This is a genomic window from Streptomyces sp. TS71-3 (genome assembly GCF_018327685.1).
Classification (GTDB): Bacteria; Actinomycetota; Actinomycetes; order Streptomycetales; family Streptomycetaceae; genus Streptomyces.
This window is the reverse complement of the sequence record NZ_BNEL01000001.1, coordinates 2885162-2910288: the sequence shown is the minus strand read 5'-3', so window position 1 is coordinate 2910288 and position 25127 is coordinate 2885162. Positions and strand designations below refer to the sequence as shown.

The 25127-nt window shown below is 71.6% G+C and carries 24 protein-coding genes and 1 pseudogene; 2 read left to right on the top strand and 23 right to left on the bottom strand.

Going from position 1 to position 25127, the window contains the following annotated elements; all coding sequences use genetic code 11:
• Window positions 1-66: 66 nt before the first annotated feature.
• The 9 genes and pseudogenes from Sm713_RS11840 to Sm713_RS11800 form a co-directional block, all read right to left on the bottom strand.
• The gene (locus Sm713_RS11840) at window positions 67-1074 is read right to left on the bottom strand and encodes a beta-ketoacyl synthase N-terminal-like domain-containing protein (RefSeq protein WP_212909583.1); all 1008 of its coding nucleotides are present in this window, start codon (window positions 1072-1074) and stop codon (window positions 67-69) included.
• Window positions 1071-2261 carry a beta-ketoacyl synthase gene (locus Sm713_RS11835; protein ID WP_212909582.1) on the bottom strand — a complete coding sequence of 397 codons (1191 nt, stop codon included), beginning with the start codon at window positions 2259-2261 and terminating at the stop codon, window positions 1071-1073. Before Sm713_RS11835 ends, Sm713_RS11840 begins: the two co-directional genes overlap by 4 nt.
• Window positions 2262-2325: 64 nt before the next feature.
• The gene (locus Sm713_RS11830; protein WP_212909581.1) at window positions 2326-3348 is read right to left on the bottom strand and encodes a thioesterase family protein; all 1023 of its coding nucleotides are present in this window, start codon (window positions 3346-3348) and stop codon (window positions 2326-2328) included.
• The gene (locus Sm713_RS11825; protein ID WP_212909580.1) at window positions 3345-4280 is read right to left on the bottom strand and encodes an alpha/beta fold hydrolase; all 936 of its coding nucleotides are present in this window, start codon (window positions 4278-4280) and stop codon (window positions 3345-3347) included. The genes Sm713_RS11830 and Sm713_RS11825 overlap by 4 nt, the downstream gene beginning before the upstream one ends.
• A gap of 17 nt (window positions 4281-4297) precedes the next feature.
• The gene (locus Sm713_RS11820; protein WP_212909579.1) at window positions 4298-5263 is read right to left on the bottom strand and encodes a beta-ketoacyl synthase N-terminal-like domain-containing protein; all 966 of its coding nucleotides are present in this window, start codon (window positions 5261-5263) and stop codon (window positions 4298-4300) included.
• A complete protein-coding gene (locus tag Sm713_RS11815; protein ID WP_283249771.1) occupies window positions 5260-6387 on the bottom strand; it encodes a beta-ketoacyl synthase N-terminal-like domain-containing protein in 1128 nt (375 codons plus the stop codon). Before Sm713_RS11815 ends, Sm713_RS11820 begins: the two co-directional genes overlap by 4 nt.
• Before the next feature lie 80 nt (window positions 6388-6467).
• Window positions 6468-7718, bottom strand: a complete 1251-nt coding sequence (locus tag Sm713_RS11810; protein WP_212909578.1) for a beta-ketoacyl synthase — start codon at window positions 7716-7718, stop codon at window positions 6468-6470.
• 98 nt (window positions 7719-7816) lie between these two features.
• Window positions 7817-8074, bottom strand: coding sequence for an acyl carrier protein (locus tag Sm713_RS11805; protein ID WP_212909577.1), 258 nt, complete (start codon window positions 8072-8074; stop codon window positions 7817-7819).
• A gap of 245 nt (window positions 8075-8319) precedes the next feature.
• A pseudogene (locus tag Sm713_RS11800) lies at window positions 8320-9180 on the bottom strand (acyl-CoA carboxylase subunit beta); the annotation flags it as partial.
• Between the two features lie 334 nt (window positions 9181-9514).
• On the opposite strand from Sm713_RS11800, the gene Sm713_RS11795 reads away from it, so the two are divergent.
• Complete coding sequence (locus Sm713_RS11795) at window positions 9515-10975, top strand: cytochrome P450 (protein ID WP_212909576.1); 1461 nt, start codon at window positions 9515-9517, stop codon at window positions 10973-10975.
• 86 nt (window positions 10976-11061) lie between these two features.
• On the opposite strand, the gene Sm713_RS11790 is transcribed toward Sm713_RS11795, so the two are convergent.
• The 13 genes from Sm713_RS11790 to Sm713_RS11730 form a co-directional block, all read right to left on the bottom strand.
• Window positions 11062-12042: an alpha/beta hydrolase gene (locus Sm713_RS11790; RefSeq protein WP_212909575.1), complete on the bottom strand. Its 981-nt coding sequence runs from the start codon at window positions 12040-12042 to the stop codon at window positions 11062-11064.
• A gap of 81 nt (window positions 12043-12123) precedes the next feature.
• The gene (locus Sm713_RS11785) at window positions 12124-12858 is read right to left on the bottom strand and encodes a 2-hydroxychromene-2-carboxylate isomerase (protein WP_212909574.1); all 735 of its coding nucleotides are present in this window, start codon (window positions 12856-12858) and stop codon (window positions 12124-12126) included.
• Between the two features lie 14 nt (window positions 12859-12872).
• Window positions 12873-13613, bottom strand: coding sequence for a 3-oxoacyl-[acyl-carrier-protein] reductase (fabG, locus tag Sm713_RS11780; RefSeq protein ID WP_212909573.1), 741 nt, complete (start codon window positions 13611-13613; stop codon window positions 12873-12875).
• Window positions 13614-13648: 35 nt separating this feature from the next.
• The gene (locus Sm713_RS11775) at window positions 13649-14149 is read right to left on the bottom strand and encodes a 3-hydroxyacyl-ACP dehydratase FabZ family protein (RefSeq protein ID WP_212909572.1); all 501 of its coding nucleotides are present in this window, start codon (window positions 14147-14149) and stop codon (window positions 13649-13651) included.
• Complete coding sequence (locus tag Sm713_RS11770; protein ID WP_212909571.1) at window positions 14146-14538, bottom strand: 3-hydroxyacyl-ACP dehydratase FabZ family protein; 393 nt, start codon at window positions 14536-14538, stop codon at window positions 14146-14148. Before Sm713_RS11770 ends, Sm713_RS11775 begins: the two co-directional genes overlap by 4 nt.
• Window positions 14538-14792 (bottom strand): acyl carrier protein, encoded by a 255-nt coding sequence (locus tag Sm713_RS11765; protein ID WP_212909570.1) that lies wholly within the window; start codon window positions 14790-14792, stop codon window positions 14538-14540. Before Sm713_RS11765 ends, Sm713_RS11770 begins: the two co-directional genes overlap by 1 nt.
• A 370-nt stretch (window positions 14793-15162) precedes the next feature.
• Entirely contained in the window at window positions 15163-16269 is a 1107-nt protein-coding gene (locus tag Sm713_RS11760; RefSeq protein ID WP_212909569.1) for a beta-ketoacyl synthase N-terminal-like domain-containing protein, read from the bottom strand.
• 59 nt (window positions 16270-16328) lie between these two features.
• Window positions 16329-16775, bottom strand: a complete 447-nt coding sequence (locus Sm713_RS11755) for a hypothetical protein (RefSeq protein ID WP_249416240.1) — start codon at window positions 16773-16775, stop codon at window positions 16329-16331.
• Window positions 16775-17182 carry a hypothetical protein gene (locus Sm713_RS11750; RefSeq protein WP_212909568.1) on the bottom strand — a complete coding sequence of 136 codons (408 nt, stop codon included), beginning with the start codon at window positions 17180-17182 and terminating at the stop codon, window positions 16775-16777. The genes Sm713_RS11755 and Sm713_RS11750 overlap by 1 nt, the downstream gene beginning before the upstream one ends.
• A 1-nt stretch (window position 17183) precedes the next feature.
• Complete coding sequence (locus Sm713_RS11745) at window positions 17184-17510, bottom strand: DsrE family protein (protein WP_212909567.1); 327 nt, start codon at window positions 17508-17510, stop codon at window positions 17184-17186.
• The gene (locus Sm713_RS11740) at window positions 17503-18513 is read right to left on the bottom strand and encodes an alpha/beta hydrolase (RefSeq protein WP_212909566.1); all 1011 of its coding nucleotides are present in this window, start codon (window positions 18511-18513) and stop codon (window positions 17503-17505) included. The genes Sm713_RS11745 and Sm713_RS11740 overlap by 8 nt, the downstream gene beginning before the upstream one ends.
• Complete coding sequence (locus Sm713_RS11735) at window positions 18513-19307, bottom strand: SDR family oxidoreductase (RefSeq protein ID WP_212909565.1); 795 nt, start codon at window positions 19305-19307, stop codon at window positions 18513-18515. The genes Sm713_RS11740 and Sm713_RS11735 overlap by 1 nt, the downstream gene beginning before the upstream one ends.
• A 622-nt stretch (window positions 19308-19929) precedes the next feature.
• Window positions 19930-20574 (bottom strand): DNA-binding response regulator, encoded by a 645-nt coding sequence (locus Sm713_RS11730; protein ID WP_212909564.1) that lies wholly within the window; start codon window positions 20572-20574, stop codon window positions 19930-19932.
• A 1114-nt stretch (window positions 20575-21688) separates the two neighbouring features.
• Between Sm713_RS11730 and Sm713_RS11725 the strand changes: the two genes are divergently transcribed.
• Window positions 21689-23515: an acyl-CoA dehydrogenase gene (locus tag Sm713_RS11725; RefSeq protein ID WP_212909563.1), complete on the top strand. Its 1827-nt coding sequence runs from the start codon at window positions 21689-21691 to the stop codon at window positions 23513-23515.
• A 208-nt stretch (window positions 23516-23723) separates the two neighbouring features.
• On the opposite strand, the gene Sm713_RS11720 is transcribed toward Sm713_RS11725, so the two are convergent.
• The gene (locus tag Sm713_RS11720) at window positions 23724-24650 is read right to left on the bottom strand and encodes an SAM-dependent methyltransferase (protein ID WP_212909562.1); all 927 of its coding nucleotides are present in this window, start codon (window positions 24648-24650) and stop codon (window positions 23724-23726) included.
• Window positions 24651-25127: the final 477 nt, after the last annotated feature.

Sequence of the window (25127 nt, the reverse complement as noted above, 5' to 3'; positions counted from 1 at the left end):
CGCCCCTTCGAGGGGTGGCGGACCGCAGGTCACGCGGCGGAGCCGCACATCGAGCACCGCCCCGCGTCAGCGGGAGAGCACCGCCACGCCCACGTTCCCCTCGCGGGCCGCCGTCACGATCACCACCGGGTCGGACAGGTCGGCCAGGGCGGCGGCCGTCTGGAGCATGGGTTCCAGGGAACCTGCTCCCGCCGCGACCCGCTCGGCGCGGTTTCCGAAAGCCCCCGCGACCGCCTGCCCGACCGGTGAGTCGTCGACGATCACGATGGTCCTGTGGTGGGGACGGCCGTCGGGGCTGAGCCGGGTGACCGTCGCCTCGATCCGGGCGCGGGCCCGGACCGCGCCGCCGGACGAGGACGCGGCCGCGGGCGGCACGAAGAACGTGCGGGCCCGGCAGCGCCCGTAACCGGACCCGCCGCGCGCCCTGACCGCCTCGGTCGGCTCCAGCACGAGGGCGACGGCGCCCCGTTCGGACGACTCGTGGCCGGCCTGCCCCTCGGGCAGCGCCTCCTCCGTCGCCCCGGCCAGCAGCCAGGACGCGCGGCCGGCCGTCACCGACCTGGTCCCCGCCTCCAGCGCCTCCATACCGGCGACCCGGGGCGAGGTGAAGGTGAGGTTGAACGCCTTGAGGGTGTGCTCGGTGGCCAGCCGGCTGCCGAACAGGTTGATCGAGAAGTAGGGCGCGGTGACCGGGCTGAGCCCGGCCGCGCTCTCCGTGAGGACGGTGCGGTCCATCGCGTCGTGCAGGGCCACCGCGGCGCTGTTGCAGCCGACGGCCGCGCCGCGCTGCTCCTCGTCGCCCGGGGTCCGCAGGTCGCCGGCGTCGGCGAGTGCCTGCCTGGTCGCGGCGAGGAAGTACTGCGTGGCGGTCGGCAGGTACTTGTAACCGCGCCGGCCGAGCCGCTCCCGGTGGTCGAACCAGCCGTCCGGCACCGGGCGGTCCGCCGCCGCACCGGTCTTCGGTTCGTCGCCCCAGGGCGTCACCACGCCGATCCCGGACACGGTCAGGTCGGCGCCGGGCGGCGGGCTGCCGGCGGTGGGGGCAGGGGCGTTCAGAGTGCGAACCGTCGTCATGCGCCGGCCTCCTGGAGTACGAGCGATACGTTGTTGCCGCCGAAGGCGTAGGCGTTGACCAGCGCGTACTTCCCGGCCAGCGGGGTGCTCACGGCCGGCAGGAAGACGTCGCAGTCCTCGTCCTGCTCCTGCTGCGCGGCGTTGGGCGGGACCGTCCCGCGGTGCAGGATGAGCGTCGCCGCCACCGTCGCGAGGGCCGCCGCGGCGCCGCCGGTGTGCCCGAGCAGCGCCTTGAGGCTGTAGAGGGGGATCCGTTCGGAGCGGGCGTCGAGCACCTGGTTCAGCACGCGGCTCTCCACGACGTCGTTCAGCTCGGTGCCCGTGCCGTGCGGGACGACGCAGCCGACCTGGTACGCCTCGGCGCCCGCCGCGTCCAGCGCCTGGAGCAGCGCCCGGCTGATCTGCTCGCCGGTCGGCTCGGGCGCCGTCGCGTGGTGGGCGTCGCAGCTCCAGCCGACGCCGGCGAGCGCGGCGTAGACGCGGGCGCCGCGCGCCGCCGCGTGCTCGGCGGACTCCAGGATCATGATCCCGGCGCCCTCGCCGAACAGCGTGCCCTTGCGGTGCCGGTCGAAGGGCCGGCACCGCTCGGGGTCGATCGCGCCCAGGCGGTTGAAGCAGGCGAGGGCGACCCGCGAGTAGCCCTCGGCGCCGCCCGCGATGACCACGTCCGCCTCGCCGGAGCGGATCAGGTCGGCGGCGGCCGAGAGCCCGAACCCGCTCGCCGCGCAGGCGTTGCTGACGCTGATGTTGGCCCCCTCCGCGCCGAACCTGGCGCCGAGGGCGGAGGCGACCGAGAAGACCGGGGACCAGTGGGCCTGGTCGGGGTGCCCGTCGGTGCGCCACCGCTCGTGCAGGCCCGAGTCGCCCATGCCGGTGCCGATCACCACGGCCGTGCGCTCCGGATCCCGGTCGCGCGCGTCCCCGAGTCCCGCGTCCGCCACGGCCTGGTCGGCGGCCTCGAAGGCGAGCAGGGAGGCGCGCCCCAGCGCCAGGTCCCCCTCCCGCTCGCCCTCCGGCAGCACCACCGAGCCGGGCACCTCGTACATCAGCGGCAGCTCCATCGCGGCGTGCGGGTCGGCGGCCACCGCCGGAGCGCTCCGCGCGGCGACGAGGCCGTCCCAGAAGGCACGCACACCGCTGCCCAGGTGGGAGACCACGCCGAGGCCGGTGATCACAACGTCGTTCATCGCGTCTCTTTCTCCGGGGTTCTCAGGGAGTTCGCGGGGGCGGGAGGGGGAGCCCTGGACCGGCTCAGCTCCCGGCGGGCCCCGGCTCGCCCTTCAGGGCGCCGATCACGTGGTCGTCGAAGCTGACCAGGCTCCAGTCGCTGCGGTCGTGGAAGACGGCGTAGCCGTGGGTGATGCGGCCGGTGGCGGTCTGCACGAGGCGCCCGTCGCGGACCACGTAGAAGTCGGTCCGCGCGGTGTACGTGAAGTCCTTGAAGACCTCCTCGACGGTGAAGACCGTGTACAGGTCCTCCTCCATCAGCGCCTCGTCGAGGACCTGCACCCGCGAGTGCGGCACGACGGGGATCCACTTGCGGTCGTCGAGCAGCGTCTTGATGGAGATGCCGCGGTCGGCGAGGAACAGGTCCACGACCTCCTCGACCTGGCGCAGGTAGCCCGACATCTGGAGGCGCTCGTTGAAGTGGCAGTACGGGTAGGGGATCCGCCACTTCCAGCCGAAGGCGTTCTCGCCCGCCAGCAGCTGCTGGAGGACCGGGTCGGCGCCGGTGGTGCCGCGTCCCGCGGACAGGGCGGTGGTGGCGGCCTCGGTGACCTGCCTGCCGTGCCACGGTCCCGCCTCCGCCGTCCCGCCCAGGCGGGGCGTGGCGAAGCGCGCCAGCTCGGCGGGGAACTCGACCGGCGGCAGGTAGGAGTCCGCGCGCAGCGACACCCTCACCTTGGAGGTGACGGCCTTCAGCTCCTCGCCGTCCCGCTCCACGTACAGTGTCACGGCGAGGGCGACCTGCCCGTCGGCGTCCTTCGTCCTCGGCACGACCACGGCACGGGCCAGGTCGTCCTGGTGGAAGGCGTGCAGGATCCGGGTGTCCAGGTCGACGATGTCCAGGCCGAGGCCGTGGTCCTCGAACAGCCTGCGCGAGGGCAGGCCCGCGGTGCGGAAGTGCTCCAGGACGGCCTCTTCGACGACGTAGTTGACGTGTTTGAAGCCGATCCACGTGTTGATGTTGGAGCCCTCGTAGCGGGGCCGCAGCGTCACCCGGGTCTCGGACTCCAGCAGTTCCTTGACCGCCTGGTCGGTGTCTGTGCTCATCGGGCGGTGACTCCTCTTTTCTCAGTTCGCTCGGTGCTACGTGTACGTGTGCGCGCGCCGGAGTGCGGCCGGGCCGCGGCGTGCGCCAGGAAGCCGTCGGTCAGTGCGGTGAAGCGGGCGGGCTGCTCGACCATGGCGAAGTGGCCGCAGTCCGGCAGCAGGTGGAGGTCGGCGTCGGGGAGCGCCTTGCTGAGGGCCTCGCTGTCGGTGGGGTGGGCGGCGAAGTCGCGCTCCCCGCCCACCACCAGGCAGGGGCCCAGCATCCGGTGCGTGCGCAGGTAGGGGGTGGCCAGGTAGGTGGAGAAGAAGTTCATCCAGCCGTGCGGGCCGATCCGCCCGCGGACCTTCAGCGCCATCTCGTGCTGGATGTCCCGCGGCAGCCGCCCTCCGGAGCGCACCCGCAGGCCCTCCGCGAGGATGGTGTCGAACTGGTTCAGGTAGTAGGCGATCGTGTCCCAGCCGAACTCCCCCGGGTCGGCGCGGTAGAACGGCGAGACGAGCACGACGCCGCGCAGCCCGTGCCGGGCGAACGCGTCCTCGTCGTCCGCGCCCGGCCCGCCGGCCGGTGCGTCGTACCCCCCGGCCGGTGTGCCGTACTCCCCGGCCGGTGCGTCCCGCTCCCCCGCCGGTGTCCCCTGCCCGTCGAGCAGTGCCAGCAGCGCGTTCGCCGCGAAGGAGTGGGCGACGACGACGTCCGGGCCGCCCGGCACCATCCGCAGCGCCTCGGCCGTCCAGCTCGCCGGCGACCTGCGGGTCCACTCGGCGGTGCCGTCGGCGCGCCAGGGCAGTTCGGCGGTCCACAGCTCGTGCCCGTGCGGGCCCGCCTGCTCCAGGTACGCGTCCCAGGTCCGGGCGCCGCCGGCGAGTCCGTGCATCAGCAGTACCCGCAGCGGGGAGTCCCCGGTGCCGGCCCTGCGCCGCTGCACGGTCACCGGTAACGCCTCGGCCGTCACGAGGCGCCCGCGGTGAGCACGAGGCCCGCGACCCCGTCGTCCTCGTCGGTCCCGGCCGTGACCAGGGCCGGCGCCCCGGCACCCGGGTCACGGGAGCCGAACCAGCCGACGGCCGCCGCGCACTGGAGCACGCCGTAGGCGCCGGATGCCCGGCCGAAGACGGTGCTGAGGTCGTTGCGGGGCACGCCGGCGGGCACGGCGGCGCTGCCCGGATGGCGCTCGGGCACGAACCAGACGCCGGGCTCCGCCCCCGGGATCGTCTCCAGGAGCCGGCCGAGGCATGCCTCGACCCCGTCCCGCCTGGTGTACGTGCCGAGCACCGCGGTCCCCCTGGCGCCGCGCGCGGTGGCCGCCGGGGAGCGCTCCAGGACCAGCGCCACGGCGCCGTCGAGGAGGTCCCCCGGGGCCCTGCCGAGCAGCCCGTCCACGTACGCGTTGCGGGACTCGACGCCGATCACGAGGGCGCGCTCGACCCGGCGGGCGGCGATCAGCGAGGCCCCCCAGTAGACCGCGTCCAGGCCGGAGGCGGCTCCGTTGCAGACCATCAGGTTGGGGCCGCGCAGGCCGTGGCGGATGGCGACGGTGGAGGCGACGACGTTGCTGGACGCGTTCGGCAGCCCCATCGGGCTGATGCCCTCGACGCCGTACTCCTTGATGCCGTCGGCGACCTCGCAGACGGTGTCGAGGTTGCCCAGGTTGGAGCTGGCCACCACGGCGACGGACCCGCCGGGCACCGCCAGGTCCGGCGTGAGGAGGCCAGCGTCCGCCAGGGCGTCCTGCGCTGCGCAGAGCGCGAGTTGCGTGGCGCGGTCCTTGTACCGCAGGCCGCGCTTTCCGATCAGCGCCGCGGGGTCCACCGACGCCTCGCCCGCGACGCTCCGAGTGCGCAGCAGGTCGCGCGGCTCGCTCACGCCGGGCAGCGCCGTGCCGACGCCGGTGACCAGGATCCTCGTAGCGGTCACCGTGCTGTCCTCTCCACGATGGCGACGGCGTTGACGCCGCCGAACCCGAACGCGTCCACCTGGGCGATGGCGAGCTCCGCGGTCGCCGCGGAGCCGCGCACGAAGCGGAACCCGGCCGCCTCGCTCACGGGCTCCCGCAGCCCGACGGTGGGCGGGATCCGTCCCGACTCCAGGGCCTTGAGGGCGACGATCAGGCTGAGCAGCCCGGAGCCGCCGGAGGTGTGGCCGGTCATCGCCTTCAGGGCGGTCATCAGCGGCGTGCCCGTGTCGGCGCCGAAGACCTGGCCGATCGCCGCGGCCTCCGCCTCGTCGTTCAGCAGGGTCCCGGTGCCGTGCAGCATCACCAGGTCGATGTCCCCGGGCTTCACGCCGGCCCGCTCGTGGGCGCCGCGGACCGCGCCGGCCACGCCCTCCGGATCGGGGGCCGTCACGTGGTAGGCGTCGCAGTCGACGTGCACGGCGCGGAGCAGGCCCCGCGGGACACCGGCGGCGCCCTCGCCCCGGCGCAGCACCACGGCCGCGGCGCCCTCGCCCATCAGCACGCCCTTGCGGTTCACGTCGAACGGGATGACGCGGTCCGGCGGTTCCATGTGGACGCGGTCGAGGAGGCCGTACATGCTCTCCGTGAGGGTGTCCACGCCGGCGACCACGACGGCGTCCGCCTGACCGGCCGCCAGCAGGTCCGAGCCCATGGCCAGCGCGTAGAGCGAGGCGGAGCAGGCGTTGGAGAGGGTGTACGTGCGGTGGGCGTTGAAGCGCCTGCGCAGCGCGGTGCCGAAGTGCAGCTCGGCCATGTCGAACCGCGCGCCGTCGCGCCAGCTCAGCTCGACGGAGCGCAGCTCGCGCAGGCCCGTGCCGACGAGCACGGGCACGTCGCGGAGGTCCTCGGCCAGCCCCGCGTCCTCGACCGCCTCCTCGACGGCCTTCAGCAGCCAGCGGGTGGCCCGGCCCGGCTCGTCGCCGCCCTCGTCGCCACGGTCGTCGATCTCGTACGCGTACTGGGCGCGGAACTTCCCGCGGTCGAACCCCCGCAGCTCGGCGCGGCCGGTGCGGCCCGCGCAGAGCGCCTCGAAGATGTCGTCCACGCAGCCGCCCACGCTGGCCACGGCTCCCATGCCGGTCACGTGGACGGGGGCTTCGGGCGCTTCGGGGACTTCTGGGGCTTCCGGGGCTTGGTCCTCGGCGGTGCGAGGCGGGAGGGCGGTCACGACGCGTCCGCCCGGCGCGCCTCGGGCGCCTCGTACCTGCCGAAGATGACCACGGAGTTGTTCCCCCCGAAGGCGAGGCCGTTGTTCTGCACGATCCGCAGGTCCGCCGGGATGGCCTCGTTGGGGACGCAGTCGACGTCGCACTCGGGGTCCGTCTGGACGTGGTTGATCGTCGGCGGGATGAACCCCTCGGTGAGGGCGAGCGAGCAGGCGATGGAGGCCAGCGCGCTCGCCGCGCCCATGCTGTGCCCGATCATGGACTTGATCGAGACGGTGCGGGGCGGCGCGTCGCCGAACACCTGCCGGATGGCGCGCGCCTCGGTCACGTCGTTGGCCTTGGTGCCGGTGCCGTGGGCGGAGATGAAGTCCACCTCCCCGGACTTGACCCCGGCGTTCTCCAGGGCGAGCCGCATGCACTGGGCGACGCTGTCCTGGTTGGGCGCGACCGGGTGGTACGCGTCGCAGTTCAGGCCGTAGCCCAGCACCTCCGCGTAGATGGCCGCGCCGCGGGAGCGCGCCGACTCCAGGCTCTCCAGGAGGAGCACCCCGGCGCCCTCGCCGGTGAGGATGCCCTTGCGGTCGACGTCGAAGGGCTGGCACCGCTCGGGCGCGATGGTGCCCAGGCGGTAGAAGCCGGTGAACGTCTTGCGGCACAGGGCGTCGGCCCCGCCGCACAGGGCGAAGTCCACCTCGCCCGTGCGGATCGCGTCGTATCCGTAGCCGATGGCGTAGTTGCCCGCGGCGCAGGCCGTCGGCAGCGTGACGGCCTCCACGCGGCTGAGCCGGAACTCGCGGGCGATGGCGGCGGACAGCCGGCCCGCGGGCACCCGGCCGGCGACCCCCGGGTCCATGTGCTCCGCGCCCTGGCGGACCTCGGTCTCCACCAGGTGGTCGAGGTCCCGGGACTCGCCGTCGGTCGTGCCGATCGAGACGAGGCTCTTGCCCGCACGGAGGTCGTCCTCGGGGAGGCCGGCGTCGGCCACCGCCATCCGTGCCGCGGCGACGGAGAACTGGCTCGCCCTTCCGAGCTCGTCGCCGCTGACCGAGCGGATCCACCGCTCCGGCTCGAAGTCGGTGATCTCGCATCCGTTGGCGTGCTCGTATCCGGTGGTGTCGAACGCGGTGATCGGCTTCGCCGCGCTGCGCCCGGACCGCAGCCCGGCCAGGAACTCGGCGGTGCCCATCCCGATGCTCGACACCGCGCCGAGGCCGGTGATGACGACCCGGTTCGCCGGTATCTCTGACATTTTCACCCCACTGTCTGGCGGACCGGCCACCCGGCCACCCTCGGACCCCCGCGCGGCGCCGTCCGGACCCCTCACGGGCTCCGAACGGGCGCCTGCGACTACCAGCCGGCCGACTCCGCGACGACCTCGTACACGCCCTTCAGATTCACCATGCGGGGCAGTTCGGACTGGTCGATGACGACGTTGAACTCCTTTTCGAGCGAGGCCAGGATCTCGATGGCGCGCAGCGAGTCGGCGTCGTGGTCCTCCTTGAAGAGGCTGGTCTCCGTGACCTCTTCGGGCTCGATCTCCAGGATGTCGCAGATAATCTCCTTGATGACGGCCTGGCGCTCCACCGTTGTCGCAGCCACAATCATTCTCGCTTTCCTTGAGGAGAGAATTCGGAAGTCCTCGGCAATGGCCGGGGAAACATGAGGTACGGTCATCAGCGCGGTGTCCGGGCAAAACTCACGGATTCCGCCGCACTGCCCACAAGCTATTCAAGGCGATCGCCGCCGCGCAACTGCCCGACAGCTAACTGCCAGGGCCTTTTACCGCTACCCGGTGCCGCACCCTGCTGGCAATGTGCTGCAAAAGCGCTGGTGGGCGGAGCGCGCCCGGCTCACTGCGGTGGATTGCCGTGTTTGCGGACGGGCAGATCGGCGTGCTTGGCGCTGAGCATGGCGAGGGAGTCGGCAAGCACCTGCCGGGTCTCGGCCGGATCGATGACATCGTCGACCAGGCCGCGCTCGGCGGCGTAGTAGGGGTGCATCAACTCCGCCTTGTATTCCTTGATCTTCTGTTCCCGCACCGCGTCGGGGTCGTCGGCGGCCGCGATCTCGCGGCGGAAGATGACGCCCGCGGCGCCCTCCGCGCCCATCACGGCGATCTCGTTGGCCGGCCAGGCGTACGACAGGTCGGCGCCGATGGAGCGGGAGTCCATCACGATGTAGGCGCCGCCGTACGCCTTGCGCAGGATCACCTGGATCCGCGGCACGGTGGCGTTGCAGTACGCGTACAGCAGCTTGGCGCCGTGCCGGATGATCCCGCCGTGCTCCTGGTCGACGCCGGGCAGGAACCCGGGCACGTCCAGCAGGGTGACCAGCGGGATGTTGAAGGCGTCGCACATCTGGACGAAGCGGGCCGCCTTCTCGGAGGCGCTGATGTCCAGGACGCCGGCGAGCGTGCGGGGCTGGTTGGCGACGATGCCGACGACCTGCCCGGCTATCCGGGCCAGGGTGCAGACGATGTTGCCGGCCCAGCCCTCGTGGACCTCCAGGTGCTCGCCGTGGTCGACGATCTCGGCGATGACCTCGCGCATGTCGTAGGGGCGGTTGCCGTCCACGGGCACGATGTCCCGCAGCGCCTCGCAGGTCCGGTCCGCCGGATCGTCCGGGGCCTCGGCGGGCGGTTGCTGCCGGTTGTTCGACGGCAGCAGCGAGACCAGGTAGCGGACCTCTTCGAGGCAGCTGCGCTCGTCGTCCCGGTCAGCTTTCCCTTGGCGTGTTGCGTCTCGGTGGCTTTTCCGCTCGGCCCGCTCCTGACCTGCTCCCGTAGTTCCCGGAATACCGCGAACGGCTCGGCGGCGACTCCGTTGTTCCGCAGGGCGCCCATGTGTTACGTCCCCTTACGATCGGTAGCTCGGTCAACCCTAATAACCGCCGCTCCGGTACGGGCCGGGGCTGTCAACAACATGCCGTGAATGGCAGCTACTTGTGATACCGGCCGGTCGCATCGCCCCGATTGCTCTACTGGAGTCCACCTCGTGCAGCCCGCACGGGAAATGATCCAGAAACCAGAAACCGGAAGAGGTCAGCGTGATCAAGACCAGCGGCGGGCCGACGGAGACTTCCACGCCGAAGCTCAGGGGACGGCCGGTCATCGGCAACACATGGGATTTCAAGCGGGATCGTCTCGAACTCTTTCAGCGTACCTTCGACACCTGCGGCGACCTCGGCATCTACTCGGTGGCGGGCCAGGACTTCCACTTCGCCAACTCCGTCGAGATGGTGCACGAGATCCTGGTGAGGAACGGGGGCCTGTTCGAGAAGACGGACCGTTTCCGGGCGTTCGCGCGACCGCTGCTCGGCGACGGCCTGCTGACCGCCGACAACCGGGACCACAAGCGGAACCGCAGGCTCATCCAGCCGCGGTTCCACTCGGCGGCGGTACGCACCTCGGCGGACGTCGCCGCGCGGGTCGCCGAGCGGGTGTCGGCGTCCTGGAGCGGGAACGGCGTGGTCGACGTGCGGCGCGAGATGGTCCGGGTGGTGCTCGGCATCGTCGGCCGCAACCTGTTCAGCCGGGACATCCTCGACGAGGCGGACGACCTCGGCAACGCGCTCACCGACGCCATCCACGGCTTCGACTCCCAGGCCAGCGCGATGATCCCGCTGACCATCGAGTGGCCCACCCCGGCCAACCTGCGCTACCGGCGTGCCATCGAGCGGCTGGAGAGCACCTTCTACGGCTTCCTGGCCGAGCGCCGCGCCATGGCCGACAAGCCCGACGACTGGCTGAACCTGCTGATGGAGTGCCGCTTCGAGGACGGCAGCCCGCTCACCGACAAGCAGATCCGGGACGAGGCACTGAACATGTTCATGCCCGGCCACGAGACCACCGCCACGGCCCTCACCTGGACCTTGCACCTGCTCGCGGAGCACCCCGCCGCGTACGAGAAGCTGCTGGCCGAGGTGGACGCGGTGCTCGGCGACCGGCTGCCGACCTCGGACGACCTGGCCCGGCTGCCCTACACGCTCCAGGTCTTCAAGGAGGCCATGCGCCTCTACCCGCCGGTCTACATGTTCTCGCGGCAGGCCACCGCGGACGTCGACGTGCTCGGCAACCGCATCCCGGCCGGCGCCGCGGTCATCTTCAGCCCCTACACGCTGCACCGCCGGGCGGACTACTTCCCCGACCCGGACCGCTTCGAGCCGGAGCGGTTCACCCCGGAGCGCGAGGCGAGGCTGCCCCGCCACGCCTACCTGCCGTTCGGCGCCGGGCACCGGGTGTGCATCGGCAACAACCACGCCGTGCTCAACGGCCACGTGGTCCTCGCCACGCTCGCCCGGCGGGTGCGGCTCGGCACCCTGCCCGGGACCGTGCCGGTCAAGGAGCCGATGGTGACCCTCCGCCCGCAGGGCGGCCTGCGGATGCACGTGAGCCCCCGCGAGCGGTCCGCGGCGCCGGCGGCGGACCACGCCCGGACCGCGGGGCAGGCGGCCGGAGCGCAGGCGGAGGCCCGCTGCCCGTACGGCCACGGCGGCGAAGCCGCCTAGGGTCCGGGCGGAAGCCGCCCGGGATCCGGGCGCCGGGGGACGGGGATCAGGCCGCCGCCTGATCCCCGCCGCCCGGCCGGGCCCCGTCAGCCGAGGGCCCGCTTGAGGAATTCGAGGACGATCCGCCGGTACTCCGGCTCCACCCGCAGCCCCGCCAGGTGCCCGCAGTTCGGCAGGACGTACGCCTCGGACCGCACGTAACCGGCGGCGAGCGTGTCGACGGACGGGGACGGGACCAGGCAGTCCTGCTCGCCGGTGAGGAACAGGATGGGCACGTCCGCGTAGCGGTCGCCGCCGGGCGGCGGCCAGGCGGCGTCGACCATGGCCGTCCCGAGGAAGGTGACGACGGACGTGATCACGCCGCGCGACGGCTGCTCCCGGAGCACCGGGGGGATGGACACCTGCCCCTTGTCGAGGAACCTCCGAAAGAGCGGGGAGATGTCGGCCCCGGGGCCGCTGTCGCAGATCACCGCGTCCACGAAGCGGTCGTCGTCCTGCGTGAGGGAGTACAGGACGGCGAAGCCGGAGAACGAGAACCCGTAGACCGCGAGGCGCGCGGAGGCGTACCCCCGCTCCGTGCGCAGGTACCTCACCACCGCCGTCACATCGTGGGTGAAGCGGTCGCTGAGGCGCCGGCAGGAGCCGTCGAAGCTGCTGCTGCCGTGGTTGCGGTGGTCGAACAGGCAGACGCTGTAGCCGGCCTCGTGCAGGAACTTCGCGTGGTCGAGGCTGGTGTCCTTGTTCATGCCGATCTCGTGCCCGACGACCACGAGATGGTCCAGGCGCCCGGGGCAGAGCCACGCGTGGACGAACTTGTGCCCGCCGACGGGGACCCGGAGCTCCACGCCCGGCAGCCCGACGTCACGCGGCTGCCTCAGCAGCGGCCTGCGCGGCGAGTGGAACACCCAGTACGCGAGGACGACCCCGTAGACCACCGAGATCGGCAGCGCCAGGACCGACAGCACCCGGACCAGGAGCGAGGCGGGCTCCCCGGTCGCCTCCTCGCCCCTGCGACCCCTCTCGACCCTCTCGCCCTCCTCACCCCCTCCTGCACCGGCGCCACGCATGTCTCGCCCTCCCCCTCCCCCTCCGCTGTCAGAACCGGGCCCGGAGCGCCGGAAAGATCCCCCGCTATCTCGCGCCCGGCGTCATCCGCATCCCCCCGCGTGCCCCTGGTCCCCGGCGCTCCAGGCGCTCCCGGCGCTCTCCCCGCCGGCGAGCACGGCGACCGGTCGCCGGTCCTCGCCGGCGGCCGTCCCCGCCTGGCGCCTGACCTTCTCCACGAACCCGGGCAGCCGGTCCACGCCCCAGAACTTGTCGAACCCCGAGACGAAGAACGGAACCCCGAAGACCCCGTCGTGGTACAGCTCCAGCAGGGCGTCCACGCCCGCGGCCCGCAGGTCAGGATCGTCGGCTGCCTCGGCGAGCCGGTCCCCGTCCAGGCCCGTCTCCGCGGCCAGCTCCCGCATCGTCCGCGGGTCGCAGATGTTCCGTCCCTCCTCCCACCGCGCCCGGTAGACGGCGGCGATGAACTCGGGCCCCCTGCCCTCCCGGACCGCGACCAGGTAGGCCAGGTGCGGGATCTCCCAGCAGGGGTCCCTGTCCACGGGCCAGCGGAAGGCCAGGTCCCGCTCGCGCGTGATCCTGCGGACGTCCTGGAGGACGTAGAGGTGCTTCTCCTTGGACATGGCCACGTACGCGAAGTGGCCGCCTGCCTCCGCGAGGCCCCGTTCGCTGCTCGCGTCCGGCTCCCAGAACGGCCGCCACTCGATCGCCCCGGCGACGTCCGGGTAGCGGTCCATCAGGTCCCGGTAGGCCACCCAGGAGTACGGGCTGCGGAACGAGAAGTAGAAGCGGCCGGTGGTGGAACGCCTCCGTTTCATGCTGATCCCCTGACTCAGATGACGATGCCGCCGTCGATCTGCAGGACGGCTCCGTTCACGTACCGGGCGGACGCCACGTACGACACCATGTCCGCGACCTCCTCCGGGCGCCCGAAGCGGCGCAGCGGAATGCGGCTCAGCGCCTGGTCGCGGACCTCCTCGGACAGGGCGCCGGTCATGTCCGTGTCGATGAAGCCGGGCGCGACGACGTTGGCGCGGATGCCGTACTGGCCGACCTCCTTGGCCAGGGCCCGGGTGAAGCCGATGATCCCGGACTTGGAGGCCGAGTAGTTGCTCTGCGTCGGGTTGCCGTAGACGCCGGCCACCGAGGCGATGTTGACGAGGCAGCCCGACTTGCGCTTCATCATGCTGAAGATGACGGACCGGCAGAGCCGGTAGGTCCCGCCGAGGTTGACGTCGACGACCTGGTCCCACTCCTCGTCCTGCATCAGCAGCAGGGGCTTGTCCCGGACGATGCCCGCCGAGGTGACGGCCACGTCGATGGGCCCGAGGGTGTCCTCGACGTGGGACACGAGCCCCTTGACCGAGGCCGCGTCGGCGACGTCCGCCTGCCTGCCGGCCACCCGCAGCCCCAGCTCGGCGGCCTCCTTCTCCAGCGTGTTCGCCGCTTCCGGGCTCGACTGGTAGCAGAACGCCACGTCGTAGCCGTCCTGGGCCAGGCGGAGCACGGTGGCGCGCCCGATGCCCCGCGAGCCGCCGGTGACCAGCGCCACGCGTTGTCCGCTGTGCGACATCTCTTCCCCTCTCTCCTTGCCGCGGATGGCGGGTGTCAGCCCGCGCTCATTGCCTGGACGGGGCCGCCCGCCGCGAGTTCCGACGCGGGGCGCGTGGCCATGACCACCCGGCCGATCTCGACGACGGTCCTGCCGTCGGCCAGCGTCTCGCCCTCGAAGATCACGGTGTCGGTGAGCGCCCTGATGAGCCGCACCCGGTGCTCCAGGACGTCGCCGGGGAGCACCTGGTCGTGGAAGCGGACCCCGGAGATGCCGCCGAAGAGCATCACCTGCCCGGACAGGACGTCGGGGTTCGGGGTGTCCCAGGCCGCCAGCACCCCGGCCGCCTGGCACCAGGACTCGACCAGCAGCACGGGCGGGTAGCCGTAGGCGTCCTCGGGCGCGCCGTCGGGCACGTCGCGGTACCAGGGCTCGTTGCAGGTGACCGCCTTGAGCGCGGTCAGCCGCTCCCCCGGCACGAGCTCGACCACGCGGTCGACCAGGAGCATCGGGAAGCGGTGCGGCAGTGTCGCCTTGATGGCGCTCGCGGTCATCATGTGGTCGGCTCCGTTTCGAAGCGAAGACGGACGTGCGCGGCCGGGCCGCGCTCGGTCGACGCCGTGGCGGTGCAGCGCCAGGACCCGGCCTGCCGCGACCACCTGAGCTCGGTGGTCAGCCGGTCGCCGGGGTACACGGGGCTGAGGAACCGCGTCGACTCGATGGCGGAGAGCCGCCAGGCGGCGCCCGCCACGGCGGGTGCCGTGGCCAGCGCGCTGCGGTGCACGCACTCGACGATGCACACGCCGGGGAAGATCGGGAAGCCGGGGTAGTGGCCGGGGAAGACCTGCTCGTCCACGTCGACGGTGACGACGGTCCTGGCGCCGTCCTCCGCGCGGTCAAGCACCCCCGGCGCCGCCCCGACCGGGCTGCACGGTGCGGCGGGCATCAGTTGACGCCCAGCTTGGCGGCGAGCAGCTCGTGGGCCCTGCGCAGGCAGGTGACCTCCTTGAGCTCCGACTCCTCCAGCTTGACGCCGTACTTCTTCTCCAGGACCACCATCACCTCCAGCGCCATCAGGGAGTCGACGCCCAGCGTCTCGACGAAGTGCGCGTCGTCGGTCAGCTCGGCCTCGTCGACGTCGAGGACGTCGGCGATCGTGCGGCGCAGTTCCTCGCGTTCCAGTACCACGGTCTCGGACATGTCGTGTCTCCTCGGTCTCTTGTGGGGGCCTCGGGTGGGAGGCCTCTTGTCGGACGTCTCTTCTCGGACGCCCTCTGTCGGACGTCTTCCGTCGGACGTCTTCCGTCGGACGCCACTTGTCGGAAAGGCGCCACTTTTCGGAAAGGGGCGGCACGGGGCCGGGCCGGCGGATCCGCGGGTCAGGGTCCGCGGATGCGCTCGATGAGGGTTTCCCGGTGCCCCGTGCCCGTCTCGGGTGGCGGCCCTCGGGCGGTCGTCGGCCGTCGCTCGGTCGTCGGCCGTCAGTCGGTCGTCGGCGGTCAGTCGGTCGTGTCGGGCCGTCAGGCGGTCATATCCGGCTCTCAGGCGGTCGTGTCGGGCCGTCAGGCCGTCATGCGGTACGCAGCAGTGCCGCGCCGATGACCCCGTCGCGGTCCACGGAGGTGACCAGCGCGACGCTTCCCGGCGCGCCGGTCCCCTGCTCCTCGGCGCGCGCCAGCACGGCGGCGATCTGGAACGCGGCGGAGGCGGCGCAGGTGTCGCCGATCAGCTCGGCGCACGGCACGGCGGCGGGTTCGTGCCCGGCGAGGGCGTCCCGCACCGCGAGCCGTTCCAGCAGGCCGCGGTGCTCCGCGGTCCCGGAGTACGCCACGCTCGCCACGTCCTGGGACGCGACCCCGCACCGCTGGAGCAGCCGGCGCACGCAGTCCGCGAGGACGGGGCGGATCTCGCCGGCCTCCCAGTGGAACCCGAACTCCAGGCCGAGCACTTCGGCCACGCCGGTCCGGCCGCCGCGGGCCGCGGCCTCGCCGGACTCCAGCAGGACGACGGCGGCGCCCTCACCGAGCGGTTCGGAGTCCTCCTCGCCGTCGCGGGAGTGCCAGTCGAGCCAGCTCCTGGCCGGCGAGAGCTCCTCGACGGCGCCGCACAGCATGGTCTGAACGCGCTTGGACTTCTGCAGGCGCAGCGCGTACTGGAGGGCGAGCAGCCCTGATGCGCGGCCTCCCGCGATGGTGGTGTTCGGGCCCTTCAGCCGGTGCCAGATGGCGCACTGGCCGGCGGCGCAGTTCATGACGGTGTTCGGGAACCGCGCCGGGTCGACGAAGAACGGCTTCTCGCCCACGAGCGAGTCGCGGGTGAAGTCCATGATGCTCTGGGCGCTTCCCGTGCTCGTGCCGAGGACCAGGCCGGTGTCCTCGCCGACGCCCTGGATGCGCTCCCCGCCGTCGCCGCCGAGCAGGCTCCGCACGGCGGTGACGGCGAGCCCGGTCGCGCGGTCCATCGACCGCGTTCCCTTGCGGCCCAGGACCTCCTTGATGGTGAAGCCGGGCACGAGGCACGCCTGCCCGGCGGGACCCGGCCATTCGCCGTCGAGCGCGGACACGGGGCGTCTCCCGGCGGACAGCCCGGCGGAGAAGTCCTCGCCGGACATCCCCATCGGGGATATGGCCGCCCAGGCGGAGATGACGGGTGCCTGGCTCGGCGTGGCGCTGCCCATGACGGGGCCTCCCCCTCGTGAAGCTGATTCGGTCGTCGGTACTCGGTCGCGGAGGCCGGTCACAGGTACAGCACCTCCGCGTACTGCGGCCACAGGAGCGCGGCACGGCTCCCGTCGATGAGCTCCGCGCCGGGCATCAGCCGGCTGCTGCCGGCGGGATCGAGCGCGGCGAGGTCGCGCGCGTCCACCCGCACGCCGACGCCCTCGTCGAGCAGGGTGGCCATCGAGCGGCGCGGATCGGGGAGCGTGTCGAGCTCGCCGCCGCCGACGCGGACCGCCGGCACCGGCGCCGCCTCGACGGCGTAGGTCACGGCGAGCCCGCGCAGCAGGAGGTCGAGGCCGCCGAGCTGGCGGTTGAGCTCGCGCACCAGGTAGAGGACGTCGGCGAACTGCGTCTCGATCGCGCCGCGGTAAGCCCGCTCGATGACGGCGAGGCGCCGGCCGGAGAGGTTCGGCATCGGATCGGGCATCGGATCGGGCATCCGGTCGGGCATCCGGTCGGGCATCAGATCACTCCCAAGAAGATGGTCTTGGTCGCGGCCGACACGTGATCCCCGAACTTGAACGGGGGGCGCCTTCTGACCTCGGGGATCTGCTCGGCGGTGCCCCGCTCCTCGCTGCAGAAGCGGCAGACGAACCAGCTCAGGCGGTCGGGGAACTCCTGGATCATGCCGCGGGCGACGGTCGCGGTGGACGGGTGGTCGCGCGCCCATTCGACGACGTTGCGCGGCTTGCTGCTGCCCAGTGACTCCTGGGTGAGCCCGGTGGCGTAGCCGCACGTCCAGACCTGGACCGTGCCGCCCCGCTCCAGCAGGGCCTGGGCGGTGCGCAGCGCCGTGCTGGCGGTGTCGCTGGTGTGCGGGGCGCCCATGAGGGCGAGCAGGACGTCGGAGGGTGGGACGACGAGTGCCATGTCAGTGCCACACCACCCTGACCGCCGGCTTCAGGATCTCGTCGGCGACCTCCGCCATGCCGACGAGCCGGCAGCCGGACGCGAGCGGGGCTCCGCCGAGGCCGCGGCGTCCGAGGGAGAACGCGTCGACCCAGAGCTGCCCGCCGCCGGCGAGGAGCCGTTCGGCCTCCGGCAGCGCGCCGGGCACGGCGGCGGTCACGCCGTCGTCGACGAGGAGCACCCGCACCTGCCGTCCCGCCTCGGCGAGCACGGCCGCGTCCTCGACGAACCGGGCGCAGGCGGGCCCGGCCCAGGGCCCCGAGGTCTCCACGAGGAGGTGCTCAGTCATGCGCGAGCACCCCTTTCCCGGGCTGCGAGGCCCCGTCCCCCCGTCGCGGGGCCTCGTGGAAGGCGTCCTTGAGGAACCGCAGCATCCGGTCCCGGTACTCGTCCTTGTCGAAGCGGATGCCGCTCATGTGCATGGCGTTGGGCGCTTCCCAGTACTCGGCGGAGGGGTACCGGCGGGCGACGCCGGCCACCTGCTCGGAGGCGACGACGTCGTCCTTCGCGCCGGATACGAACAGCAGCCGCGTCGTGACGCCGTCCAGCCGCGGCGGCCAGTCGCCGACCGCGAGCATGCGCATGCCGACGAACGCGAAGGCGCGGCGGTAGGTCCGGAAGCCGGCGCCCTGGCGCAGCGACCGGGGCAGGGTGCGGCGGGCCAGCTCGGCGAAGCTGCGGAAGCCGCCCGCGATGTCCTTCATCGGGCCGCTGTCGCACATCACGGCGCTGATCCCGGCATCCCGGTCGCGCAGCAGGTACAGCGACGGCCAGGTCGAGAAGGAGAAGCCGAGCACGGCGATGTGGCCCCGCCCGAGTTCGCCGTCGCCGCGGACGCCGCGCACGACGTCCCGCAGGTCGCTGGTGTGCCGGTCGGCGATGCGGGTGAGGGTGCGGCGCCGGCCGCTCTCCCCGTGGTTGCGCATGTCGTAGGCGACCACGTGGTAGCCGGCGCGGTGCAGCACCTCGATGTGCCCGATGGTGCTGGACCTGGTCCGGCTCATGCCGTGGCAGACCACCACGGTGTGGGGGCCCTCGCCCGGGACCACCCACGCCTTCAGGGAGAGCTTGTCCCTGGACGTGGTGATGCTCATGTGCCGCAGCGGGAGCCGCTTGTTCTCGGGCGTCCGGCCGCCGGGGGTCGTCCGCGGGTGGTAGACGCGGTACGCGCCCAGGGCCCCGAGGCAGGCGCCCGCGATGCTCAGGGCCGGGGCGCGGACGGCGGAGCCCACGGCCCGTATCGCCCGTTTCGCCCTGCCGTCCCGCTCGATCCTCTCCGTGGTCGTGTCCATCAGGCGGTCAGGACCTCGCCGCCGTCGACACCGATGACGTTGCCGGTGATCCAGGACGAGTCCGCCGCGGACAGCAGGGCCACCGCGTCGGCGACGTCCTCGGGCCGTGTCAGGCGCTTGTGCGGGTTGTTGGCGGCGGCCCGCTCGACGAGTTCCCCGTGCTCGGGGATGAGTTCGAGGGAGCGGGTGACGGTGACGCCGGCCCGCAGCGCGTTCACCGCGACGCCGTGCGGGGCGAGTTCCACGGCGAGCTGGCGCACGTGGGCTTCCAGCGCGCACTTGGCCGCGGACACGGCGCCGTAGTTCGAGGAGACCTTCACGTCGCCCGCGCTGGTCATGGCGTAGATCTTCGATCCGGCGCGGAGCAGCTTCGCGGCGTGCAGCTCCTGCGTCCAGTAGACGAGGGAGTGGGCCATGACGTCGAGGGTCATGTTCATCTGGCGGGGCATCATGCCCGGCTGGCCCTCGGCGGGCAGGAAGGGCACGAGCGTTCCGAACGCCAGCGAGTGGAGCAGCACGCGGATTCCGCGTTGGCCGGCCAGCTCGGCGATGCGGGGCACGAGGTCGGTGCGGGTGGTCTGGCTCGCGGCATTGGCGTTGAAGAAGTGGACCTGCACTCCGTGGGAGCGCAGCTCCTCGGCGGCCACGGCCGCCTTCTCCTGGCCCTGCGCGGTGTCGAAGTGGACGCCGATGACGTTGCCGCCCTCACGGGCCATCTTCTGGGCGACGGCCAGGCCCATCCCGCTGGAGACGCCGAGAACCAGGCTCCAGGAACCTTCTAGTGAGGTGGTCATTGGATATTCCTCAATCATCAGAATTCACCCGACATAATTCACGGCAGCCGACCCGTGGTGTGACGTCCGACCCGCGGCTAGAAGACTCGTCTCGCGCGGTTCCGAAGACCCGTCCGCGGCATTGCGGCCGACCGCGGCATTGCGGCCGACCGCGGCATTGCGGCCGACCGCGGCATTGCGGCCGACCGCGGTCTTACGTCGACCGGCGGTCCTACGGTCGGCCCGCGTTTTTGAAGACCGCACACCAGGGACGGCCATGAAGCTATTCGACCGTCATGACGGACCGCAAGGAACCGTCCACAACCTGACTCGCGGGCCGTGTCTGACGTCTTCCATCGGCGGGCGACGGCAGGTAATTGCAGGGATTTCCGGCTCGGTGCCGCATCGGTGCCGTATCCGGGGCGGCCGGGATTCATGAAGCTGCCAGGGTTCCGCGGCGGGCGGCCGAAATCGGCGGGAGAACGGGAACGGTCCGGCAGCGTCGTGCCGCGGACCGTCCATGGGCCGTACCGGGTCGTGCCGGTCCTGTCGGGTCATGCACGGTCGTGCCGGGTCATGCACGGTCGCACCCGGTCGTGCCGTGCGAGTGGCGCGGCCCGCCGCGGGCCGCGCCACTCGGGGGTCAGGGCTTGCGGTCGGCCGACTCGCCCTGCTTCGGGGCGGACTCGAACAGCCCCACCTCGGCGGCCCGGACACCGGCCTGGAACCGGGACTCCGCTTTGAGGATCTGGAGGATGTCGGCCACGTGGCGGCGGTAGGTGCGCACGGACAGGCCCATCTTCCGCGCCGCGACGTCGTCCTTGTAGCCCTTGCTCATCAGGGTCAGGGTCTCCTGGAGGACCCTGCGGCGCGATCCGCCCACGTGGGAGAGCGGGTCCGAGACCGGGCTCGCTTCGTCCCACGCGCCGCAGAGGATCTTCCGCATCACTCCGACGAGCCGGGACTCCTGGACCAGCATGACCCTGCCGCCGGTGGGAGCGCCGGTGATGTCCACGATCGCCGAGTCGTCGGCGACGACGAGTTCCTGGCTCATGGTCCGGGTGATCCGCACCTGGACCTTGGGCTGCAGTTCGCGCAGTAACTGCTTTCCGCTCTCGCTGCGGACGGCCTGCTGGGAGCAGAGCACCCGGACGAAGACCCCCTGGTCGACCAGTTGCATCAGGGCCCGGGACATGACCATCGAATGGGCACCGTAGACCACGTTTCCCAGGGACCAGAAGACCTCACGTTCGGCCTGCATGACGACCCGTGGCGTCCAGGTCGACATTCCGTCAGAACCGCTCGGGAGATCCGACAGCGCATCAGAGCGTATCCGGCACCGGTGCTGGAGCGCGGATTCCAGGAGTCTGATCGCGTTTCTCAGAGTCGCATCGAGTTCGTCGCCAGGACAGATCTCGCCACGCAGGGCTTCCAAGATGTTCGCACCGCCCTGCCTTTCCGCCAGGCCGCCCTCGGCTTCCTGCAGCCAGAAACCATTCACAGATTTTCCCCGTAACTCACCTGGAATATCCCGGCGCAGACGCATTCAGAAATCGATGCGCACGCGCCGCTACGCTCGCTCACACGCCGTCAAGACGCGAATGGCGCGAACAAGGCCACAGAAGCCGGACATGGCGAAACTGAATCAAACCCCAAGTCCCCCGTGTTGACCCGAGTCCGCGCTCAGCACATAACACCCCCTATTACCGAATGCTACATCGGCCACCGATCGCGACGGCCGAACAGCCCATGTCAGGAAACTGTCAATCCGGCGCGCCATTGAGCAGGATGACGGATCGCCGCGTAGCCAATGGAAGCGGGAATATAACCCGCAACCCGGGATCTCATAAGATCCACCGGGAATGTTCACAACACATCTATATGCGGACTTGACGATTTCGGGAGGCTCGGGGGCCGTCTCCCGGGGCCCGCCCCGGCCGACTCGCCCGGGAAATCCACGTAACCACAAGTAACCGGTCGGGCGGGCTACCGCAACCCCTCGGACCTTGGTTGAATAATCAATGTTCCAACGGGTGCCAAAATACGCCGGCTCTCCGGCCGGAGGGGTGAAACAGCCGCTTTCCCGCCCCCAACCGGAGCCCCGGGCATACGGCGGGGCGTCGCCCGGGTGCCCCGGGCCACGGCGGCCCGCCCGGCGCCGCGGGAAGAGCCGTCCCCGCAGGTGAAGCCCCTTCCAGCCGACGGGCCCTGACGGCCTCGGGGGCCGTGCGGCACCCCCGCTCGACGGCCGCGTGGCGCCCCCGGCAGGAACCTGTCACACCTCTCGCCACGCCGGAACTCCGCTCTCCCATGGGCGTTACCAATGGGTAGCCTTTCTCGGCGACGGCACCCGCCCGCCGTTGGGGGTTTGGGCGGCCCGCTTCAACCTTTAGGGAGATATTTTGGAGCATTACAAGTCGAACATACGCGATCTGGAGTTCAACCTGTTCGAGGTGCTCGGCCGCGAACGGCTCTACGGCACGGCCCCCTTCAAGGACATCGACACGGCCACGGCCCGCACCGTGCTCTCGGAGGTGGAGCGGCTCGCCGTTCACGAACTGTCCCCGTCCTCCATCACCGCGGACCGGAACCCTCCGGTCTTCCATCCGGAAACCTGCACCGCCGAGCTTCCCGGGGAATTCAAGAGGGCTTTCGCCTCCTTCATGGACGCGGAGTGGTGGCGGCTCGGCATGCCGGAGGCGCTGGGGGGCACCCCCTGCCCGCCGTCGCTGCACTGGGCCATGGCCGAGCTGGTGCTCGGCGCCAACCCGGCCATCTGGATGTACTCGGGCGTCGCGTACTTCGCCGCCGTCGTCGCCGAACTGGGCACGCCGGAGCAGCTGGCCATCGCGCGCAGCATGGTGGAGGGCCGGTGGGGCACGACCATGGTGCTGACGGAGCCCGACGCCGGCTCAGACGTGGGCGCCGGCCGCACGCGTGCCGTGCGGCAGGAGGACGGCTCCTGGCACATCGAGGGCGTCAAGCGGTTCATCACCAACGGCGAGCACGACCTCGCCGAGAACATCGTCCACTTCGTGCTCGCCCGCCCCGAGGGGCACGGCCCGGGCACCAAGGGGCTCAGCCTGTTCGTCGTGCCCAAGTTCGACTTCGACTGGGACACCGGCTCGCTGGGCGAGCGCAACGGCGTCCGCGCCACGAACGTCGAGCACAAGATGGGCCTGAAGGTCTCCACCACCTGCGAGCTGGCCTTCGGCGCGGACCGCCCGGCGAAGGGCTGGCTGCTCGGCGAGAAGCACGACGGCATCCGGCAGATGTTCCGGATCATCGAGTACGCGCGGATGATGGTCGGCACGAAGGCGATGTCCACGCTCTCCACGGGCTACCTCAACGCCCTCGCATACGCCAGGGAGCGCGTCCAGGGACCCGATCTCGCCGCCTTCACGGACAAGGCCGCCCCGCGCGTCCCCATCACCCACCACCCGGACGTGCGGGTCTCCCTGATGACGCAGAAGGCGTACGCCGAGGGCCTGCGCGCCCTGGTGCTGTACACCGCCGCGCTCCAGGACGACATCCGGGCCGCGGAGGACGCCGGCGAGGACGCGTCCGCCGCGCGGGGCCTCAACGACCTGCTCCTGCCACTCGTCAAGGGCCACGGCTCGGAGCGGTCGTACGAGCTGCTGGCGCGGTCCCTCCAGATCCTCGGGGGCTCCGGGTACCTCCAGGACTACCCGATCGAGCAGTACATCCGGGACGCCAAGATCGACACCCTCTACGAGGGGACGACCGGTATCCAGGGCATGGACTTCTTCTTCCGGAAGATCGTCCGTGACGGGGGCCGGGCCCTGACGGCGTTGAAGCAGGAGATCGGCGCCTTCCTCGGCGCCGCGCGGGGCGGCCCGGAGCTGGCGGCGGAGCGCGACCTGCTCGCCACGGCGCTCGCCGACGCCGAGGCCATGGCGGGGACGATGCTCACCCAGCTCACCGCCGCGCAGGAGGACCCCGCGAGCATCTACAAGGTGGGCCAGAACACCACCCGCCTGCTCCACACCAGCGGCGACCTGGTCATCGGCTACCTGCTGCTGCGGCACGCCGCGGTGGCCCTGGACAAGCTGCCGGGCGCGCACGAGAAGGACGTGCCCTTCTACCGCGGCAAGATCGCCGTGGCGCGGTTCTTCGCGCGGACGAGGCTGCCGCTGCTCACCGCGGAGCGCGCCGTCGCCGAGGGGGTCACCAACGACCTCATGGACCTGGAGGAGGCCGCGTTCTAGCCGTCGCGAGCGCCACTCGCCGGGGCCCGGTCCGGTCCGGCTCCGCCCGGCCTGGCGCGTTCAGGCCGAGGCGGTGCGGCGGTGGCGGTGCATCCGCGAGAAAGCCGCGGCCCGCGCAGAAGTGCTGCGCGCGGGCCGCGGCTCTCCCGCGGGTGAGGATGTCCGGACGGGGGGACGGCACCGGCACCGGCTCGGTGCCGCGCGGCCCCTACTCCCGTTCCAGCACGATCGTCCCGATGAAGTCCGCCACCGAGAGCCAGAAGCTCTTCGGGTCCCCGTACAGCTCGACGAGATCGGGCACCGTGAAGTTCTCCACGACCCGGAAGCTCTCGTCGGGCAGGAACGCGTCCAGCTCGTCGCGCCCGATGCCGAACGAGAACGGCTCGCCCCGCTTGGCCGCGAAGCGCCGTCCGCGCTGGGCGCCGGTGTGGTCGATCGTCCCGTCGATCACCCCCGGCACGACGTAGTCGAAGATCACCCTGCTGCCGGGGGCGCAGGCCCTGGACAGCTTCTCCAGGGTGTCCCGCACGGCGCTCCGCGGCAGGTAGTACGACACCCCGAGCCAGCTGACGAAGCTCGGCTCGGCGGGATCGAACCCCCGCGAGGTGAGGCGCTCCACCACGTCGTCGCCCGCGGCGAAGTCGCAGCCGATGTACTCGACCCTGGACCGCGGCCGGAGCTGCTTGCGCCGCATGATCTCCAGCTTGTTCTCCTGCGTGTCCGGCTTGTCGACCTCGTAGAAGACCACGTCGGCGTCGAACGCGCAGCGCAGGGCCGTCGAGTCGTAGCCGGCGCCGAGGATGACGACCTGCCGGCAGCCGCCGTCGACGGCGCGCTTCATGAGCTCGTCGCTGTGCCGGTAGCGCAGGATGATCTCCGCGGCCCAGCCCTCGAAGAGGGAGTTGTACAGGCGTGCCGCTGGCATGGCGGTGACGCTGCGCGCGAACAGGAACCGGTACAGCGGGTTCTGGATGAAGTGGTGGGCGTACGGGTCGTCCAGGAGCCGGTCGCCGGCGGGCCGCATGTGTTCCACGGACCGGACGGCAGCGCACATCTCGGCGGTCCCGCTGCTCTGCGCCTCGTTCTCACTCGCGCCCGGAACTGCGGTGCTGCTCACCGGGACCTTGGCATTCACGGGATCTCCTCAGTGCAATAGCGATATGCTGAAGCGATTTCGGTTTCGGGCGGCCGGGTGGATTCCGTGGGATCGCCGCCATTACGGGCACACCAGTTCAACGGGGACTCGCCGGACCGGTTTCCGTCTCACGGAGAGAATTGCCCCGGCGCCACCGCTTGCCGGGGCGTTCCCACTCTCAGCGGCAGTTCCGACTGCGAGTCTAGGGCGTTCCCTCCAGCCCCTCCGGGCTCAACCGCGATTTTTGCCCCGCATGACAGCAACCTGCCAGTAACTCCGGCTGGTTCCGGCCTGTATCGCACGGTCAGGGCGCCTCCGGGAAGCCCCGGAGGCGCCCCCATCAAGGGTCGGATGGTGCCGCTGTTCCTGTCGTGCCTTTCGGGACCGGAGTGATCCATGAACGCGTTCCCAGTGAGCGGACTCTTCAATTCCGATTGCCGTGTTGACATGCCCGGCGGCCGGTGACACGGCTTCGGG